The 14209-nt window shown below is 67.9% G+C and carries 17 protein-coding genes and 1 tRNA gene; 11 read left to right on the top strand and 7 right to left on the bottom strand.

Translation table 11 applies throughout. The features are described 5' to 3' along the window. The first annotated feature begins 292 nt into the window (after nt 1-292). Nucleotides 293-631 carry a hypothetical protein gene (locus HSX43_RS12530; RefSeq protein WP_179380484.1) on the top strand — a complete coding sequence of 113 codons (339 nt, stop codon included), beginning with the start codon at nt 293-295 and terminating at the stop codon, nt 629-631. A gap of 143 nt (nt 632-774) precedes the next feature. Here HSX43_RS12530 and HSX43_RS12535 read toward each other — a convergent pair whose 3' ends face one another. Further along, on the bottom strand, nt 775-1317 hold the full coding sequence (locus HSX43_RS12535; RefSeq protein ID WP_179380485.1) for a hypothetical protein: 543 nt from the start codon (nt 1315-1317) through the stop codon (nt 775-777). Nucleotides 1318-1529: 212 nt separating this feature from the next. Here HSX43_RS12535 and HSX43_RS12540 point away from each other — a divergent pair, with 212 nt between their 5' ends. Beyond that, the gene (locus HSX43_RS12540) at nt 1530-2213 is read left to right on the top strand and encodes a hypothetical protein (protein ID WP_235962645.1); all 684 of its coding nucleotides are present in this window, start codon (nt 1530-1532) and stop codon (nt 2211-2213) included. Nucleotides 2214-2269: 56 nt separating this feature from the next. Here HSX43_RS12540 and HSX43_RS12545 read toward each other — a convergent pair whose 3' ends face one another. Further along, nucleotides 2270-4090, bottom strand: coding sequence for an ABC-F family ATP-binding cassette domain-containing protein (locus HSX43_RS12545; protein WP_179380487.1), 1821 nt, complete (start codon nt 4088-4090; stop codon nt 2270-2272). Between the two features lie 35 nt (nt 4091-4125). Beyond that, nucleotides 4126-4800 carry a GNAT family N-acetyltransferase gene (locus tag HSX43_RS12550; protein WP_179380488.1) on the bottom strand — a complete coding sequence of 225 codons (675 nt, stop codon included), beginning with the start codon at nt 4798-4800 and terminating at the stop codon, nt 4126-4128. 90 nt (nt 4801-4890) lie between these two features. Here HSX43_RS12550 and msrB point away from each other — a divergent pair, with 90 nt between their 5' ends. Then, a complete protein-coding gene (gene msrB, locus HSX43_RS12555; protein WP_179380489.1) occupies nt 4891-5292 on the top strand; it encodes a peptide-methionine (R)-S-oxide reductase MsrB in 402 nt (133 codons plus the stop codon). A gap of 59 nt (nt 5293-5351) precedes the next feature. Here msrB and HSX43_RS12560 read toward each other — a convergent pair whose 3' ends face one another. Beyond that, nucleotides 5352-5843: a cupin domain-containing protein gene (locus tag HSX43_RS12560; RefSeq protein ID WP_179380490.1), complete on the bottom strand. Its 492-nt coding sequence runs from the start codon at nt 5841-5843 to the stop codon at nt 5352-5354. After that, nucleotides 5836-6291 carry an outer membrane protein assembly factor BamE gene (locus HSX43_RS12565; protein ID WP_179380491.1) on the bottom strand — a complete coding sequence of 152 codons (456 nt, stop codon included), beginning with the start codon at nt 6289-6291 and terminating at the stop codon, nt 5836-5838. Before HSX43_RS12565 ends, HSX43_RS12560 begins: the two co-directional genes overlap by 8 nt. A 120-nt stretch (nt 6292-6411) precedes the next feature. On the opposite strand from HSX43_RS12565, the gene HSX43_RS12570 reads away from it, so the two are divergent. The 8 genes from HSX43_RS12570 (at nt 6412) to HSX43_RS12605 (ending at nt 12017) form a co-directional block, all read left to right on the top strand. Then, the gene (locus HSX43_RS12570; RefSeq protein WP_179380492.1) at nt 6412-6951 is read left to right on the top strand and encodes a YceD family protein; all 540 of its coding nucleotides are present in this window, start codon (nt 6412-6414) and stop codon (nt 6949-6951) included. 178 nt (nt 6952-7129) lie between these two features. Further along, on the top strand, nt 7130-7333 hold the full coding sequence (rpmF, locus tag HSX43_RS12575; RefSeq protein WP_179380493.1) for a 50S ribosomal protein L32: 204 nt from the start codon (nt 7130-7132) through the stop codon (nt 7331-7333). A 34-nt stretch (nt 7334-7367) separates the two neighbouring features. Continuing rightward, nucleotides 7368-8450, top strand: coding sequence for a phosphate acyltransferase PlsX (gene plsX / locus HSX43_RS12580; RefSeq protein ID WP_179380494.1), 1083 nt, complete (start codon nt 7368-7370; stop codon nt 8448-8450). After that, nucleotides 8447-9418, top strand: coding sequence for a beta-ketoacyl-ACP synthase III (locus HSX43_RS12585; RefSeq protein ID WP_179380495.1), 972 nt, complete (start codon nt 8447-8449; stop codon nt 9416-9418). The genes plsX and HSX43_RS12585 overlap by 4 nt, the downstream gene beginning before the upstream one ends. Before the next feature lie 166 nt (nt 9419-9584). Further along, nucleotides 9585-9896, top strand: a complete 312-nt coding sequence (gene ihfA, locus HSX43_RS12590) for an integration host factor subunit alpha (protein WP_179380496.1) — start codon at nt 9585-9587, stop codon at nt 9894-9896. 50 nt (nt 9897-9946) lie between these two features. Continuing rightward, nucleotides 9947-10747 carry a MerR family transcriptional regulator gene (locus HSX43_RS12595; protein WP_328795344.1) on the top strand — a complete coding sequence of 267 codons (801 nt, stop codon included), beginning with the start codon at nt 9947-9949 and terminating at the stop codon, nt 10745-10747. Nucleotides 10748-10808: 61 nt separating this feature from the next. Beyond that, nucleotides 10809-10885, top strand: a tRNA-Pro gene (locus tag HSX43_RS12600). A gap of 61 nt (nt 10886-10946) precedes the next feature. After that, the gene (locus HSX43_RS12605) at nt 10947-12017 is read left to right on the top strand and encodes a 2'-deoxycytidine 5'-triphosphate deaminase (RefSeq protein WP_179380498.1); all 1071 of its coding nucleotides are present in this window, start codon (nt 10947-10949) and stop codon (nt 12015-12017) included. A gap of 10 nt (nt 12018-12027) precedes the next feature. Here HSX43_RS12605 and HSX43_RS12610 read toward each other — a convergent pair whose 3' ends face one another. Together HSX43_RS12610 and HSX43_RS12615 are read right to left on the bottom strand one after the other, a co-directional pair. Beyond that, nucleotides 12028-12810 carry a heme-dependent oxidative N-demethylase family protein gene (locus HSX43_RS12610; RefSeq protein WP_179380499.1) on the bottom strand — a complete coding sequence of 261 codons (783 nt, stop codon included), beginning with the start codon at nt 12808-12810 and terminating at the stop codon, nt 12028-12030. Further along, on the bottom strand, nt 12807-14174 hold the full coding sequence (locus HSX43_RS12615) for a mechanosensitive ion channel domain-containing protein (RefSeq protein ID WP_179380500.1): 1368 nt from the start codon (nt 14172-14174) through the stop codon (nt 12807-12809). Before HSX43_RS12615 ends, HSX43_RS12610 begins: the two co-directional genes overlap by 4 nt. Nucleotides 14175-14209: the final 35 nt, after the last annotated feature.

Raw genomic sequence — 14209 nt, forward strand, 5'->3', positions numbered from 1 at the left:
TTCGCCTTGAACGCGGCCGCGTGCCGCTTCCTCTTCGCCATCTCGTCCGTCTCCTTCTCGAAGACCAAGATGACCTCAGATCGTAGCTCCCGTCAGCGTCCAATTTCCAGGGAGCACCTCAAACAATTCGAATCGCGGGTTCTCACTGGCTCAAGACTTCGTAGCTCGGACAGAGGAGAACGGCCAGCCCGACAACAGGTATCGAGCCTTCAGTATTTATACAAAAGCAAGCGACTTGATAGTCTTTGACGAGCTATGTTTTTGCCTTCGTAGGATCGCATTTCCACTCGAAATGAAGATTTCTGAGGAAGATAGAACTGCGAGAGAGGTCTTGCTTGCTGAGCGAGACCGTCAATTGCATCCAAAGATGAAATTTGGAGACTTCGCCGCGCCAGATCATTCGCGCATTTGGCAAGAGCATTTTGAATGGTGCAACTTCGCCTATTTTCCCGACTTGTGTCTTTTGAAAGGAGAGTACCCGAGCTGGGGCGGTGCAATCAACGCAGATCCCTATATCGCTGTCACGTCTGGCGATAAAAGATTCGTCGAAGCAATCAAGTGGATCTCTGAGAATGGCTTCCCCAAAAGGCTTCATACGCAGGTGCTTCGTGCGATTCAGGAGACGGAATAGAGCAAGTAGGGTGGGCATCACCATGCCCACCAGAACCATTCAGCTCCCTCCACGTAGGGCGGGGTTTCACCCCGCCACCTCACCGCCCGGCGGGGTGAAACCCCGCCCTACGCCGTCCACCCCGCGCGGAACCAACGATTCACTCACCCGGCCCCCAACGCCCCCCGCACCTCCTCCGGCCCGACGAAGCTCAGCGCCCCGCGGTCCAGCTCGCCCATCGGGCGCAGATAACACGTCACTACCGCCCAGCCGCGCTCCATGTCCGTGAGGAACGACGTGAACCCGTGGGGGTTGCCGACCATCGTGTCGCGCACCTTCTGGGCCATGGCGGCGGCGTCGTCGCCGTCGTTCCAGCCGCGGTTCGACGCCTCGGAGATGCGGCCCATCGCCACGAAGTCCCGCCGCGCCGCCTGGCTCCGCGGCATCAGGTGGTCCACGTCGCGCCCCATGGACGTACGCGGCATTACCGCGTCGAAGGCCGCGCGATAGTCGCCGTAGCCCGGCGCGCAATAGACGGTGCCCCAGCCCCGCCGCTCGACCACGAGGCAGCTCTCGAGGCTCCGCCGCCCGATCCGGTGGACCCGCACGGCAGGCGACACGAGGTCTGCGCGCCCCAGCGCCGGCGCGGGCCAGAGGATCCCCTGCTCGCGCATCATCTGACCGTATTGCTTCGCCGTGATCTGCATGGGGTCCTCCGCCGCGGTATGATCCGACTCGCAGCAAACACCAGAAGTGTGACAGGGGCAAAGCCCCCCGCCTGCGCCGCCGGTTCCAAAGTCTTCCCGAAGACTTTGGAACACCGGACCATTCGCGAATAGCCCGGCACCCGCAGCGGACCCGACACACGCCCGCCCGTGCCCACTGGCGTCCCCTGCGCCCCGTCGCTACGCTCATGCCCATGCGCCTGCTCCTGCTCCCCCTCCTTGTGCTAACCTTAACGGCGAGTTGCTCCCGCACGCTGACCGACGCGGAACGCGCCCTCGTGGCTCCCCTCCACGGCGACACGCTCGACACCGCGCCGGTCCGCATCCGGCGGAACCCGCTCATCGGCCTCTTCCCGATCACCTTCGACGCCCGCCCCCGCACCACCTGCCGCGAGCGCATCGGCCCGCCGCGCGAGGGGCGGATCACCACGAGCACCGGCGGCATCGTCCTCTTCGAGCGGCTGATCCTGAGCCCGAAGGCCCACCTCGACGACTACGCGGCGACCTTCGGGCCCGACGAGGTGCTCGACCTGCCGGCGGCGATGTTCCTCGTCCACGAGCTCACCCACGTCTGGCAATGGCAGAACCGCGCGATCACCGGCTACCACCCGCGCAAGGCCTTCACCGAGCAGATCACCATCGACGACCCCTACCTCTTCGACGCCGCCGCGACCGAGCCGTTCCTGAGCTACGGCTACGAGGTGCAGGCGAGCCTCGTGGAGGAATACCTCTGTTGCGCCACCCTCGACCCCGAGGGCGCGCGGACCGATCGGCTGAAGACGCTTCTGCGGGAGGTCATGCCCGTCGCCGAACCCGAGGTCTTCGCGCGGAACGTCTGGGTGCCCTACACCGAGGATCTGCCCGGAATCTGCAGCTGAGCGTTTTGTACAAAACGTTCAAACCGGGGGGCGGGGTTTGTACAAAACGTTCAATTTCAGCCCGCGGCCCGCTCCTCGAGCATCAGCCACTCCTCCTCGGAGGCGGCCAGCTTCTCCTGCCGCTCGACCAGCGCATCGCTCGCCTTGCGGAACTTCACCGGCTCCCGCGTGAAGAGATTCGGGTCGGAGAGAAGCCCTTCCAACTTGCCGATCTCCGCTTCGAGTCGCGCGATCTCCGCCGGCAACGCATCGAGCCGGTGCCGCTCGGTGTAGGAGAGGCCGCCGGGTTTGTCCGGGGTTGACGCAGGGTCTGGCTTGGGCTGCGATGCCTCTCTTGTTTTTGATTTTTCTGTATTTTCTATGTTGCTCAGACCACCCTGATCCACCATGTCCGACCACCCGCCGGGGTAGACCTGCGCCCGCCCCCCGCCTGTCATCGCCACGGTCTGCGTGGCGATCCGGTCGAGGAAGTCGCGGTCGTGCGACACCAGGAGGACCGTCCCCTCGTAGTCGCCCAGCACGTCCTGCAGAAGGTCCAGCGTCTCGATGTCGAGGTCGTTCGTCGGCTCGTCGAGCACGAGAAGGTTCGACGGCAGCGCCATGATCCGCGCGAGCAGAAGCCGCGCCTTCTCGCCCCCAGAAAGGGACTTTACCGGAGCCTTGAACTGTTTGTCATGAAAGAGAAAATCCTTGAGATAGCCGGCGACGTGCCGGGGTGTGCCGCGCACCATCACCTGATCCGACGCGCCCGAGACACCGAGCAGTGGGTCGAGCGTCAGGGACTCCCAGAGCGTCGCCTCCGGGTCGAGCCGCGCGCGCGCCTGGTCGAAGACCGCGACCTCGATATTGGTGCCGAGTTTCACCGTGCCCGCGTCCGGCTCGATCTCACCGAGGAGCATCTTGAGCACGGTCGTCTTGCCGACGCCGTTCGGCCCGACGAAGGCCACGCGGTCGCCGCGCAAGATCCTGAGATCGAAGGGTTTCAGGATCGTCTGCTCACCGAAGGCCTTGGCGATGCCCGTGGCCTCGATCACCCGCTTGCCGGAGGATTGCCCGGCGTCGAGATCCAGTGCAGCAGTGCCCGAGCGCCGGATCTGCCCGGCCCGCTCCGCCCGCAGCGCGGCGAGCGCGCGGACCCGGCCCTGATTGCGCTTGCGCCGGGCCGAGATGCCCTCGACGGCCCAGCGCGCCTCCGCCTTGATCTTGCGGTCGAGCTTGTGCCGGGCGAGGTCTTCCTCCTCCCAGGTCTTGTCGCGCCAGACTTCGAAATGCTCGAATCCCTTGTCCTGACGACGGGTCGTTCCCCTGTCGATCCAGAGGGTTGCGCGGGTCAGCGCCCGCAGAAAGGCCCGATCGTGAGAGATCAGGACATAGGCCGCGCGGGTCGACTTCAGCTCCGCCTCGAGCCAGGCGATAGCCTCGATGTCGAGGTGGTTCGTCGGCTCGTCGAGGAGCATGAGCTCCGGCGCTTCCGCCAAGAGCTTCGCCAGCGCCGCGCGCCGCCGCTCCCCGCCGGACGCCGCATCCGGTGTAGCGTCGAGATTGAGCTTCAGCCCCTCGGCCACGGCCTCCACCTTCCAGGCCTCCGATGGATCGAGGCCGGAAGTGGCATAGGCACCGAGCGTCGCGAAGCCGCTCAGGTCCGGCTCCTGCTCCATGTAGCCAACGGAGGTTGCGGGCGAGAGGACGCGGCTCCCGGTATCCGGTTCCACGAGGCCGGCCATGACCTTCATCAAGGTGGACTTGCCCGACCCATTACGCCCCACGAGCGCGACGCGATCGCCTTCCTGCACGACGAGGCCGAGGTCGGCGAAGACGGGATCGCCGCCGAAGGTGAGCGAGATGTCGGACAGTTGAAGCAGCGGTGCGCGGGCCATGGGCCGCAGTTAGGCGGCACCGCCCGCGCCGTCAATCAGGCCGCGTCCAGCATCCCGGTCAGGAGCCGCGCCCGCGCTGGCGGGATCGCCGCGACGGGCAGCGCGGTGAAGACGTGGAGCGTGCCGAGGTCGTCGTCCACGACCGCGTGGTCCGAGACCCGGGCACCGAGCGACAGGTAGCCGCGCAAGAGCGGCGGCAGCGCGCCGGGCACCTGCGGGATCGGGCGGACCTCGGGGGCCGTGGCGACGGGGGCCCAATCGGCGGGTGCGGTATGCCGCGAGAGCCGTGCCATGCCCGTGCCGACCAGGGGAAAGGAGGAGCAGCCATAGAGGACAGCGACGCGCTCCTCGACGACGAGGCGGGCCAGAACCGCGAGAAGAAGACGCGGCACCTCCGGGTCGTGGCACTCGGGGGCCAGGCAGACCCGGCCGACTTCGAGCGCACGCGGGAAGCGGGCGGCGAAGCGGCGCAGGTCGTAGTGCTGCGCGGTATAGCCCGCCGCGATGGCCGGTCCGTCCTGCAGGGTCAGCCGCGCGCAGGCCGCGAGCGTGCCGTCCGCGCCCGAGATCAGCAGGTGGCGCGCGCGGGCATCGAAGCCATCCCCGTCCGCCGCGCCGCCGCGAAAGACCCGCGCCCGGAGGTCGAGCGCGGATGCGGCCCGCTCGGGCGGAACGAGACGGGCGCGCCATCTCCCGACGGTGATGTCCACGGCGGCCTCCTGCCCTTGGCGCGCGGGGATCGCGGGCCTAGATCAACTGTCGCACCGCCGCCACGCGGTGTCCAAGGGAAAGGGATGCGCATGGACAAGGTCGTCAAGTCGGAAACCGAGTGGAAGGAAGAGCTTGGCGCGGAAGCCTTCAAGGTGCTGCGCAAGCACGGCACCGAGCGCGCCGGCACCCACGACGACTTCCCGAAGGACCCGGGCACGTTCCGCTGCCGGGGCTGCGACGCGCCGCTCTTCGACCAGGCGCACAAGTTCGAAAGCGGCACCGGCTGGCCGTCCTTCTGGCAGCCGGTCGATGGCGTGCAGTCGGACGCCGTGGGCGAAAGCGAGGACAACAGCTGGTTCATGAAGCGCACGGAGGTGCATTGCGCGCGCTGCGACGGGCATCTGGGCCACGTCTTCCCCGACGGGCCGAAGCCGACGGGCCTGCGCTACTGCATCAACGGTGTGGCCCTCACGTTCGAGAGCGAGGGCTAGTCGTCCGGCGGCCATGGTCGGGCGTGACCCGACGATGACGGGCCCAGGCCGTCGCCGCCCTAGACCTTCCGTCCCGCCGACCCGGTGCCGCTGACATCGGCGATGTCGACCAGCTCATAGGGCCGCCCTGCGTTGCGGAAGATCCGCTTTTCGATCCGGGTGTAATCCGCGACGTCGTGGGCGAGCCGCTGGCCGATGACGAGCATGCGCAGGGGCACGTCGCCCGTGTTCTCGATCGAATGGGACAGGCCGCCCGCGCGGTAGCCGAGGAAGTCTCCCGGCCCGATCGGGTGGACCTTCTCCCCGAGAAGGGCCGTCCCCTGCCCCTCGAGCACGTAAATCGCCTCATCCTCGTAGAAGTGGACGTGGTGTTCGGTCGTCAGGTCGCCCGGCGCGACCTCGATCAGGTGGATGCCGAGGCCCGTCAATCCTGTGGCATCGCCGAGCGACTTGTTGATGCGCCGGGCGCGCGGGTTCAGGAAATGCGTCTTCGCCAACCCCTCCATCGCCGCGATCTCCGCGGCGCGCAGGAGATACGGCGTGTCAGACATCGTCGGCCAATGTCTCGCCCACGTTGATCCGGCCGAAGTTGCGGATGATCTGGCGAATGAGTCCGAAGTCGCGGATCGACGTTTCGGTCACGCGGCGCGAGAGCGTCACGACGCGCCCGCGCTCAAGGCCGAACCGCTCAATGTTGGAGACCGTGCCGTCCTGCGCGAAGCTGACGGCGACGAGCTGGCGTTCCTCGAACTTGGGTGCGCGATAGGCGTAGTGACGCACGCGGCTCTGGACGTAGTACCAGGCATCGTCGCGTTCGACGCCGCTCGTGGCGGGACGGCCGATCGAGGTTTCGACGGTGTCGCGGGTGTCGACGCCGACGATGAGCGCCTGGAGATCCGACTCGTCGGGGACATAGCCGTGATTGCGATAGGTGGCCGAACAGGCGGCGAGACCCGCCAGCAGGGCCATCGTCAAAAGCCCTTTCAAGATCGTCCCCATCTGCGTCCCCTCTTGCCGCGTCCCGTTGCCCGGGTGCTCCGTTCGGACTATGGCTTACCTGCCGCCGTCCCCTCCATCAAGGGCGGGCGGGCGCCGCACCGCAACCAGGGGATCCCGTCGATGAAACCCATCCTGTCCCATCGGGTCCGCTTCGCCGACCTGCCGCAGCGCCGGGCGACGGAGATCCGCCTCGTCCCCGATGCGGCGCAGCTGGAGGATCTGGCCGAACGTCTGTCGGTCGATGCGCTGCGCAAGGTGCGGCTGGAGGGGGCACTGACACCGGGCCCGGGTCGCGACTGGACGCTAGGGGCGACGCTCGGGGCAACGGTCGTGCAACCCTGTCGCGTCACGACCGAGCCCGTGACCACCCGGATCGATGAGCCGGTGGGCCGCCGCTACACGCCCGAGGACATCGCGCCGATGGGCGAGGAGGTCGAGATGGAGGACGACGCGCTCGAGCCATTGCCGCAGGTGCTCGATCTCGGTGACGTGCTGGAAGAGGCGCTGGCGCTGGCCATCCCCGCCTTTCCGAGAGCCGAAAGCGTGGAAACCCTGGACCTCAGCGCCGCACCCGCCGGCGCGGCGCCGCTGACCGAGGAGACCGTGAAGCCCTTTGCCGGCCTCGCGGACCTGAAGGCGAAGCTCGAAAACAAGGAGTGAGGCGGCCGCACGCGGCGCCCCTTGCATCTGCGCTGAATCGCGGTATGAGGCGCGTTCCGGCGTCCGTCGCCGGGAAACCGCTGGACCCGCAGGGCGATTGCCACTAGGGACCGCACACGAGATTTACTGTGAGACAAAGGGCGCGCATCGCCCATCCGATAGAGACCGAGGTTGAGCCATGGCCGTTCCCCAGAACAAGATCACCAAGTCGCGCCGCAACAACCGCCGATCGCACGATTTCCTCGTGCCCGGCAACCCGGCGGAATGCCCGAACTGCGGCGAGCTGAAGCGCCCGCACCACGTCTGCGGGGCTTGCGGGCACTATGCAGACCGCGAGGTCGTTTCGGCGGACGTCGTCGATCTGGACGACGACGTCGCCTGAACGGCGATGATCGCTGGATGGAAAGGGGGCCGGCATGGCGGATGACGCCGACACGCCTCCCGTTCCCTCCGTCGGCTCGACCGGCATCCTCTCCGTCGATGCCATGGGCGGCGACCTCGGGCCCGAGGCCGTCGTTGCCGGACTGGCGCGTTCCGTCCGGACGATCCCCGAGATCCGCTTCATCGTCCATGGCGACAAGCCCGTCCTCGACGCGCTGATCGCCAAGCGTCGCGGCCTGTCGGACCATTGTACCGTCCGCCATGCGAGCGGCATCGTCGCCATGACCGACAAGCCGAGCCAGGTGATGCGCACCGGCAAGGATACGTCGATGTGGTCGGCGGTCGAGGCCGTCCGCTCGGGCGAGGCGACGGTCTGCGTGAGTTGCGGTAACACCGGCGCGCTCATGGCCGTCAGCATGATCCGTTTGCGCAAGCTGCCCGGCGTGAACCGCCCCGCGATCGCAATCCTCTGGCCGTCGCGCAACGAAAGCGGTTTCAACGTGATGCTCGACGTCGGGGCCGACATCCGCGCCGACGCCGACGACCTCGTGCAATATGCGCTGATGGGCACGTCCTACGCACGCAACGGGCTCGGGCTCGAGACCCCGCGCGTGGGCCTCCTGAACGTCGGTACCGAAGAGAACAAGGGCCGGACCGAGTTGAAGGAAGCCCATGACCGGATCGAAACCGTCGCCGACGAGAGCGGCTTCGACTTCGTGGGTTTCGTCGAGGGCGGCGACATTCCCGGCGACCGCGTGGACGTGATCGTCACCGACGGGTTCACCGGCAACGTCGCACTCAAGACCGGCGAGGGCACGGCCCGCTTCGTGCGCGACATGTTGGGCGAGGCGTTCCGTGCGACCGCGCTTTCGAAGATCGCCGCGCTTCTGGCCATGGCCTCGCTCAAGCGCCTCTCCAAGCGGATCGACCCGCGGCGCGTGAACGGCGGCGTCTTCCTCGGGCTCAACGGCACGGTGGTGAAATCCCACGGGGCGGCCGACGAGACCGGCGTGGCCGCGGCGATCAACCTCGCGTGGAACCTGTCGGAAAGCGGCTTCAGTGAGCGCCTGCGCGTGCGCGTCGCCGCCGCGACCGCAAGTCTGGAGACATCCGAATGATCCGAGCGCAGGTCCGGGGCGTCGGGCATTACCTGCCCGACCGTTGCGTCGACAACGAGTGGTTCACCACCTTCCTCGACACCTCCGACGAGTGGATCCGGTCGCGCTCGGGCATCGAGCGCCGTCACTTCGCGGCCGAGGGGCAGACGACCTCCGACCTTGCGATCCGGGCGGCACGCGCGGCCCTCGATGACGCGGGGCTCGTACCCGACGACATCGACGCCATCGTCCTCGCCACGTCCACCCCGGATCTGACCTTCCCCGCGACGGCCACGATCGTGCAGGCCGGCCTCGGCATGACCCGCGGCTTCGCCTACGACGTTCAGGCCGTCTGCGCGGGTTTCGTCTACGCCCTGTCGAACGCGAACGCGCTCATCGTCTCGGGACAGGTGCGGCGCGTTCTCGTGATCGGGGCCGAGACCTTCAGCCGGATCATGAACTGGGACGACCGCACGACCTGCGTTCTCTTCGGGGACGGGGCCGGTGCTCTGGTGCTCGAGGCGGCGGAGGGGGACGGCACGGTCGCCGACCGGGGCATCCTCGCGACCGACCTGCATTCCGACGGCCGCCACCGCGAGATCCTGCAGGTGTCGGGGGGCGTCTCCTCCTCGCAGACGACGGGGCATCTGATGATGGCCGGCAAGGAAGTCTTCCGCCACGCCGTCGAAAAGCTCGCCACCTCGACCATCGACGTAATGGAGAAGGCGGGCGTGACCGCCGACGACATTGACCGCGTCGTCCCGCATCAGGCGAACGTGCGGATCATTACCGGCACCGCCCGCAAGCTCGGCCTGCCGATGGAGAAGATCGTCGTCACGGTGCAGGACCACGGCAACACCTCGGCCGCGTCGATTCCCCTCGCCATGTCGGTCGCACGGCAGACGGGCCAGTTGCGGGACGGGGAGCTTGTCGTCACGGAAGCGATCGGTGGCGGTCTGGCCTGGGGTGCCGTCCTGCTCCGCTGGTAGGAAAGCACCCCTAAGCCACGGATAGAAAACGAGCTTTCGGCAAAACGAAACAGGCAGAAGTTCGCATGAACTTCGCGACGCAAGTCCCTGTCATTGACTTGTTTTTCCAGGGAATCCAAGGTCGGCCCACCTGCAGGTGTGGACCAAGAACACAGGACGTCGAACGATGAGCGAGAAAACCCTGACCCGGATGGACCTGAGCGAAGCCGTCTTCCGCAACGTGGGCCTGAGCCGCAACGAAAGCGCCGCGCTCGTCGGCCAGGTGCTGCAGCACGTCTCGGACGCGCTCGTCGCCGGCGAGCAGGTCAAGGTCTCGGGCTTCGGCACCTTCGCGACCCGCGACAAGTCGGCCCGTATCGGCCGCAACCCCAAGACCGGGGAAGAAGCGCCGATCCCGCCGCGCCGCGTGCTGACCTTCCGGCCGTCGCACCTGATGAAGGACCGCGTGGCCGCCGGGAACGCCGCCAAGAAAGCCTGACCTTGGCCGGTTCGGAAAAATCCGAAGGAGCCTTCCGGACGATCAGGGAGGTGGCCGACTGGCTTGGCGTGCCGACCCATGTGCTGCGGTTCTGGGAGTCGAAGTTCGAACAGATCAGTCCGGTGAAGGGCGCGGGCGGACGGCGGTACTACCGCCCCGACGACATGCGCCTTCTGGGCGGAATCAAGGTGATGCTGCACGACCAGGGGCTCACCATCCGCGGCGTCAGCCAGAAGATCGACGACGAGGGGGTCGAGTCCGTCCTGTCGCTCTCGCCCGATCTGGACGCGGTCGAGACCCCGCCGCAGCGCACGCGCCGGGTGATCCGCCCGGGCGACGAGAAGCCCGCGACCGCGAAGAAGCGTAGCGATGCAACTTCCGAAGCCCGCCCCGATCCGGAGACGTCTGACGCGACACCCGATCCGAAGGTCGTTGCCTTCGATCGGGCCACTCCCGCGCCGCCGCAGCCCGCAGATGCGGTCGTGCCGCCGCAGCCCGATGCGCCCGACATTGGCGAGACGGAGCCGCAGCCCGTCGACGTCGAAGCACCGCCGCAACCCGTGGACCCGGGCGACGTCACACCGCCGCAGCCGGAGCCCGAAACGACGGCACCGCCGGCGGTGCCCGGTTCGACGCCGAAGAGCCCACCCGCCGACGAGCGCGGGCCGGCGCCCGATGCACCCGCGACGCCGGATGACGTCCCGCCTGCGACGGATGGCCCGGCCGCTCCGGCCCCCGGCATCACCCTCCGGGCGCCGGGCGACCGACGCCGTTTGCGGCGCATCGTGCGCAGGCTCCGCGGCCTCATCGAGGAGGTCGAGGAAGAGTTGTCGGACGGGGCGCGGCGCTGAAAATGATCCTGCGTCTTTCGGCTTGCGCCGGGCGGCAGAAGCCGTATGAAGGCCTCCAAGTCGGGCTATGGCGCAGCCTGGTAGCGCGTCCGTCTGGGGGACGGAAGGTCGCAGGTTCGAGTCCTGCTAGCCCGACCATTTCGCAACGCTCCGCCCCTGCCGGGGCGGGGCGTTTCGCGTCTCAGAGGGGAGTGCAGACGTGACCTATCCGACCGGCGTTCTCGCCAGCCAGCACATCCGCGATCTGGCCGATACCGGCGCAATCCGGGCACCGTCCTTCGCCGAGGGCCAGGTGCAACCGGCGAGCCTCGACCTGCGGCTCGGACAGGAAGCCTACCGCGTGCGCGCCTCCTTCCTCCCCGGGGACGGTCGCAGGCTTTCGGACCGGCTGCCGGAGTTCGAGATGCACCGCGTCGACCTCTCCGGTGGAGCCGTCCTCGAGAAGGGCTGCGTCTATCTCGTGCCGCTGCAGGAGGCACTCGCCCTGCCCGCCGGTCTCTCGGCCGTAGCGAATGCGAAGTCCTCGACAGGCCGCCTCGATCTGCTGACGCGGACGGTGACGGACAGCGGGACGGAGTTCGACCGCATCCCCGAAGGCTACGACGGTCCGCTCTATGCCGAGATCTGCCCCCGCAGCTTCTCGGTTCTGGTGCGGCCGGGGATGCGGCTCAATCAGATCCGCTTTCGCCAAGGCAGCGCGGTGCTCGACGACGCGGCCCTACACAGGCTCCACGCGCAGACGCCCCTCGTCGATGGCACGCCCGTCATCGACGACGGCCTCGGCTTCAGCGTCGATCTGACGCCGGGCGATGGCGACCTCGTCGGCTGGCGCGCGAAGCCGCATACGGGCGTGATCGACCTCGACCGGTTGGGCCACTACCCACCCGCCGACTACTGGGAGGCGATCCGCACCGACCGGCAGAGCATCATCCTCGATCCCGGTGCCTTCTACATCCTCGTCAGCCGCGAGGCGGTGACCATCCCGCCGACCCATGCCGCCGAGATGGCTCCCTACCTCGCCATGGTCGGCGAGTTCCGCGTGCATTACGCCGGCTTCTTCGACCCGGGCTTCGGCCATGGCACGCCGGCACGCGGTGTTCTCGAAGTGCGCTGCCACGAGGCCCCCTTCGTACTGGAGGACGGACAGATCGTCGGTCGGCTGATCTACGAGGCGATGTCGGAGGTGCCGGAGCAGCTCTACGGACAGGGGATTGCGTCGAACTACCAGGGCCAGGGGCTGAAGCTGTCGAAGCATTTCGCCGCGCCCTGACGAGCGACGCTCACTCCCCGAAAATGATCGGGCACCCGGCCCGTTGGACGTCGGTCAGCCGGTCGGGCGTGACGACGTAGGTGTGGACGGCAAAAAGCAGCGCGCCCGTGCGGGGCAGGCGCAGCACGGTCTGCCGTTCGCACCGCAGGTATCGGACCGGATCGCCGTCTTCGCGGGGGGTCGCCTCGCGGTGCGGCTGGTGCAGCGCGGCGTCCGCGTAGCCGAGCGCATTGGCCCGCCACATCGCCCGCCCGGCCGGAAGACGGTCAAACATCCGCTGCACGCGCGTCGCAAGCCCGGTGTCGTAGTCGGGCACCGGCGCGTGGATGCGGGTCAGCGGACGGCCGATCTTTTCCGCCAGTGTCCACGAGGCGGGAAAGCAGAGCAGGCCCGCAACAAGGACGTGTTCGCCCCCGTCGGGCAGAAGGAGCAGGAGGTCTTCCTGCAGGAGCCTGCCAAGCATCTTGAGCGCATCGCCGCCCGTCGCCACCTCGACCCCGTCGGGACAACGGATCGACGCCTCCGTCCGCGCGAAGCCCTCCGGCAGCGCGGCGAGGACGACCTCCCGCAGGTCCTCGACCGCTGGCCCCGACTGCGGCAGCTGGTGCAGCACGTCGTCCGGTCGATCGTTCAGGAGCCGCCGGCGCAGCGCCATCTGCCGGGCGTAGGCGTCATCGACCACGATCCAGTTGCCCTCGACCGGGACCATGCCTGGCATCCGCGCGAGGCCCGGATCGGACCAGGGCGTGAACGGCAGATGCGATTGCAGGATCGGCGCGCCCTGCCCCGTCATTCCCGCGGCGCGGCATGGCTGAGCAGGTCTTCGTCGCCCTCGGCCCGGCGCTCATCCTCGACCATCCGCTCGATCGTACGGTCGGCGGCGACCTCTTCGGCGGCCAGCGGCACCTCGTCGGGCGGTTCGTCGGCCGGCGTGGCCACGATCTCCGTCGGGCGGTTCTCGGCGTCGGGCAGATCGAGCACCGGCAGGCCGCCCCCCGCGATGTTGAGACGATACGTCGGCTCGGGCATCCCGATCTCCGCCCGCGTGAGGGCCGCCATCACGAGGCGGAGCGCCTCGCCGCGGGCCACGGCATAGTTGGTAAACCGCTGGTTTAGCCAACCGTAGAACTCAATCGAGACGGTGCTGTCGCCCGCATCCTGGATCCAGACCTGCGGCGGCGGGTCGTTTAGGACGAAGTCGAGACTGCCCAGTGTCTCGAGCCCGATGCGCTTGGCCTGCGCAAGATCGTCGTTCGGGTCGATCCCGAGGGTGAAGCCGAACCGGCGCTCGGCGTTGCGGGTGTAGTTCAGGATCTTCGCCTTGAAGACGAAGCTGTTGGGCAGGCGCACGTGGTTGCCGTCGGGGTCGAGGAGGATCGTCGCGCGGCTCGTCAGGCGGATGACTGACCCGAGGGAGCCCTCGATGTCCACGAAGTCGTTCGGGCGGAACGGCTGCCGGAGCGAGAGCATGATCGAGGCGATGAAGTTCTCGACCGTGTCGCGCACGGCGAAACCGACGGCGAGGCCGACGATCCCGGCCGCGCCGAGAAGGCCGGTGAGGAGCGCCGTCGCGTTCAGGATGTCGAGCGCCACCACCACGCCCGCCACGACGAAGGCGAGACGCAGGACCATCCGGTAGATGTCGGCGATGAACGCATTGGGCGCGAGCCGTCGCCACGGTCGCTCCCACCGGGCGAGCAGGACGCCGAGGAACATCACGAGCACCCCGGCGACGACCGCGATGGTCAGAAGTGGCAGGTAGTTCAGGAACTGCCGCGCCCGTGCCGCGAAACGTTCCGCCACCGGGTTGAGGCGCCGCGCGACATCGGTGCTTTCGACGACGTCGTTCTCGATGGCGACGACGCCGTTCACGCGAGCGGCCAGATCTTCGAGCCGCGGGATGGCCTCCGCGTCGAGCACCTCGCCGGAGAGGGTTACGATCCCCTCGCGCACCTCGACCCGGACGTCCTCGTAGCCGCTCAACTCAGAAATGATGCCCCGGATCCGGTTCTCGATCGCGGCGTCGCCGCGGCTGTCCTGAGTGGTCGAAATGGTGCCAGAAGGCTGCCCTCCGTCCTGCGCGACGGCCGGGGTTGCAAGAAGGAAACAGAGGAAAACGACGAGGAGGCGGATCACGACAAATGGCGCTCTGGTCATGGAAATACGGCCCCGAGGGGGCCGTAAATCCGGGC

Origin of the sequence: Jannaschia marina, from assembly GCF_013404595.1 — a bacterium.
In the GTDB taxonomy this organism is placed as follows: Bacteria; Pseudomonadota; Alphaproteobacteria; order Rhodobacterales; family Rhodobacteraceae; genus Jannaschia; species Jannaschia marina.

What these genes read in the sequence shown, in the direction of transcription:
- HSX43_RS12530 (WP_179380484.1), top strand. Translation starts at nt 293, where the DNA reads ATGAAGATTTCTGAGGAAGATAGAACTGCGAGAGAGGTCTTGCTTGCT.
- HSX43_RS12535 (WP_179380485.1), bottom strand. Translation starts at nt 1,317, where the DNA reads ATGCAGATCACGGCGAAGCAATACGGTCAGATGATGCGCGAGCAGGGG.
- HSX43_RS12540 (WP_235962645.1), top strand. Translation starts at nt 1,530, where the DNA reads ATGCGCCTGCTCCTGCTCCCCCTCCTTGTGCTAACCTTAACGGCGAGT.
- HSX43_RS12545 (WP_179380487.1), bottom strand. Translation starts at nt 4,090, where the DNA reads ATGGCCCGCGCACCGCTGCTTCAACTGTCCGACATCTCGCTCACCTTC.
- msrB (WP_179380489.1), top strand. Translation starts at nt 4,891, where the DNA reads ATGGACAAGGTCGTCAAGTCGGAAACCGAGTGGAAGGAAGAGCTTGGC.
- HSX43_RS12560 (WP_179380490.1), bottom strand. Translation starts at nt 5,843, where the DNA reads ATGTCTGACACGCCGTATCTCCTGCGCGCCGCGGAGATCGCGGCGATG.
- HSX43_RS12565 (WP_179380491.1), bottom strand. Translation starts at nt 6,291, where the DNA reads ATGGGGACGATCTTGAAAGGGCTTTTGACGATGGCCCTGCTGGCGGGT.
- HSX43_RS12570 (WP_179380492.1), top strand. Translation starts at nt 6,412, where the DNA reads ATGAAACCCATCCTGTCCCATCGGGTCCGCTTCGCCGACCTGCCGCAG.
- rpmF (WP_179380493.1), top strand. Translation starts at nt 7,130, where the DNA reads ATGGCCGTTCCCCAGAACAAGATCACCAAGTCGCGCCGCAACAACCGC.
- plsX (WP_179380494.1), top strand. Translation starts at nt 7,368, where the DNA reads ATGGCGGATGACGCCGACACGCCTCCCGTTCCCTCCGTCGGCTCGACC.
- HSX43_RS12585 (WP_179380495.1), top strand. Translation starts at nt 8,447, where the DNA reads ATGATCCGAGCGCAGGTCCGGGGCGTCGGGCATTACCTGCCCGACCGT.
- ihfA (WP_179380496.1), top strand. Translation starts at nt 9,585, where the DNA reads ATGAGCGAGAAAACCCTGACCCGGATGGACCTGAGCGAAGCCGTCTTC.
- HSX43_RS12610 (WP_179380499.1), bottom strand. Translation starts at nt 12,810, where the DNA reads ATGACGGGGCAGGGCGCGCCGATCCTGCAATCGCATCTGCCGTTCACG.
- HSX43_RS12615 (WP_179380500.1), bottom strand. Translation starts at nt 14,174, where the DNA reads ATGACCAGAGCGCCATTTGTCGTGATCCGCCTCCTCGTCGTTTTCCTC.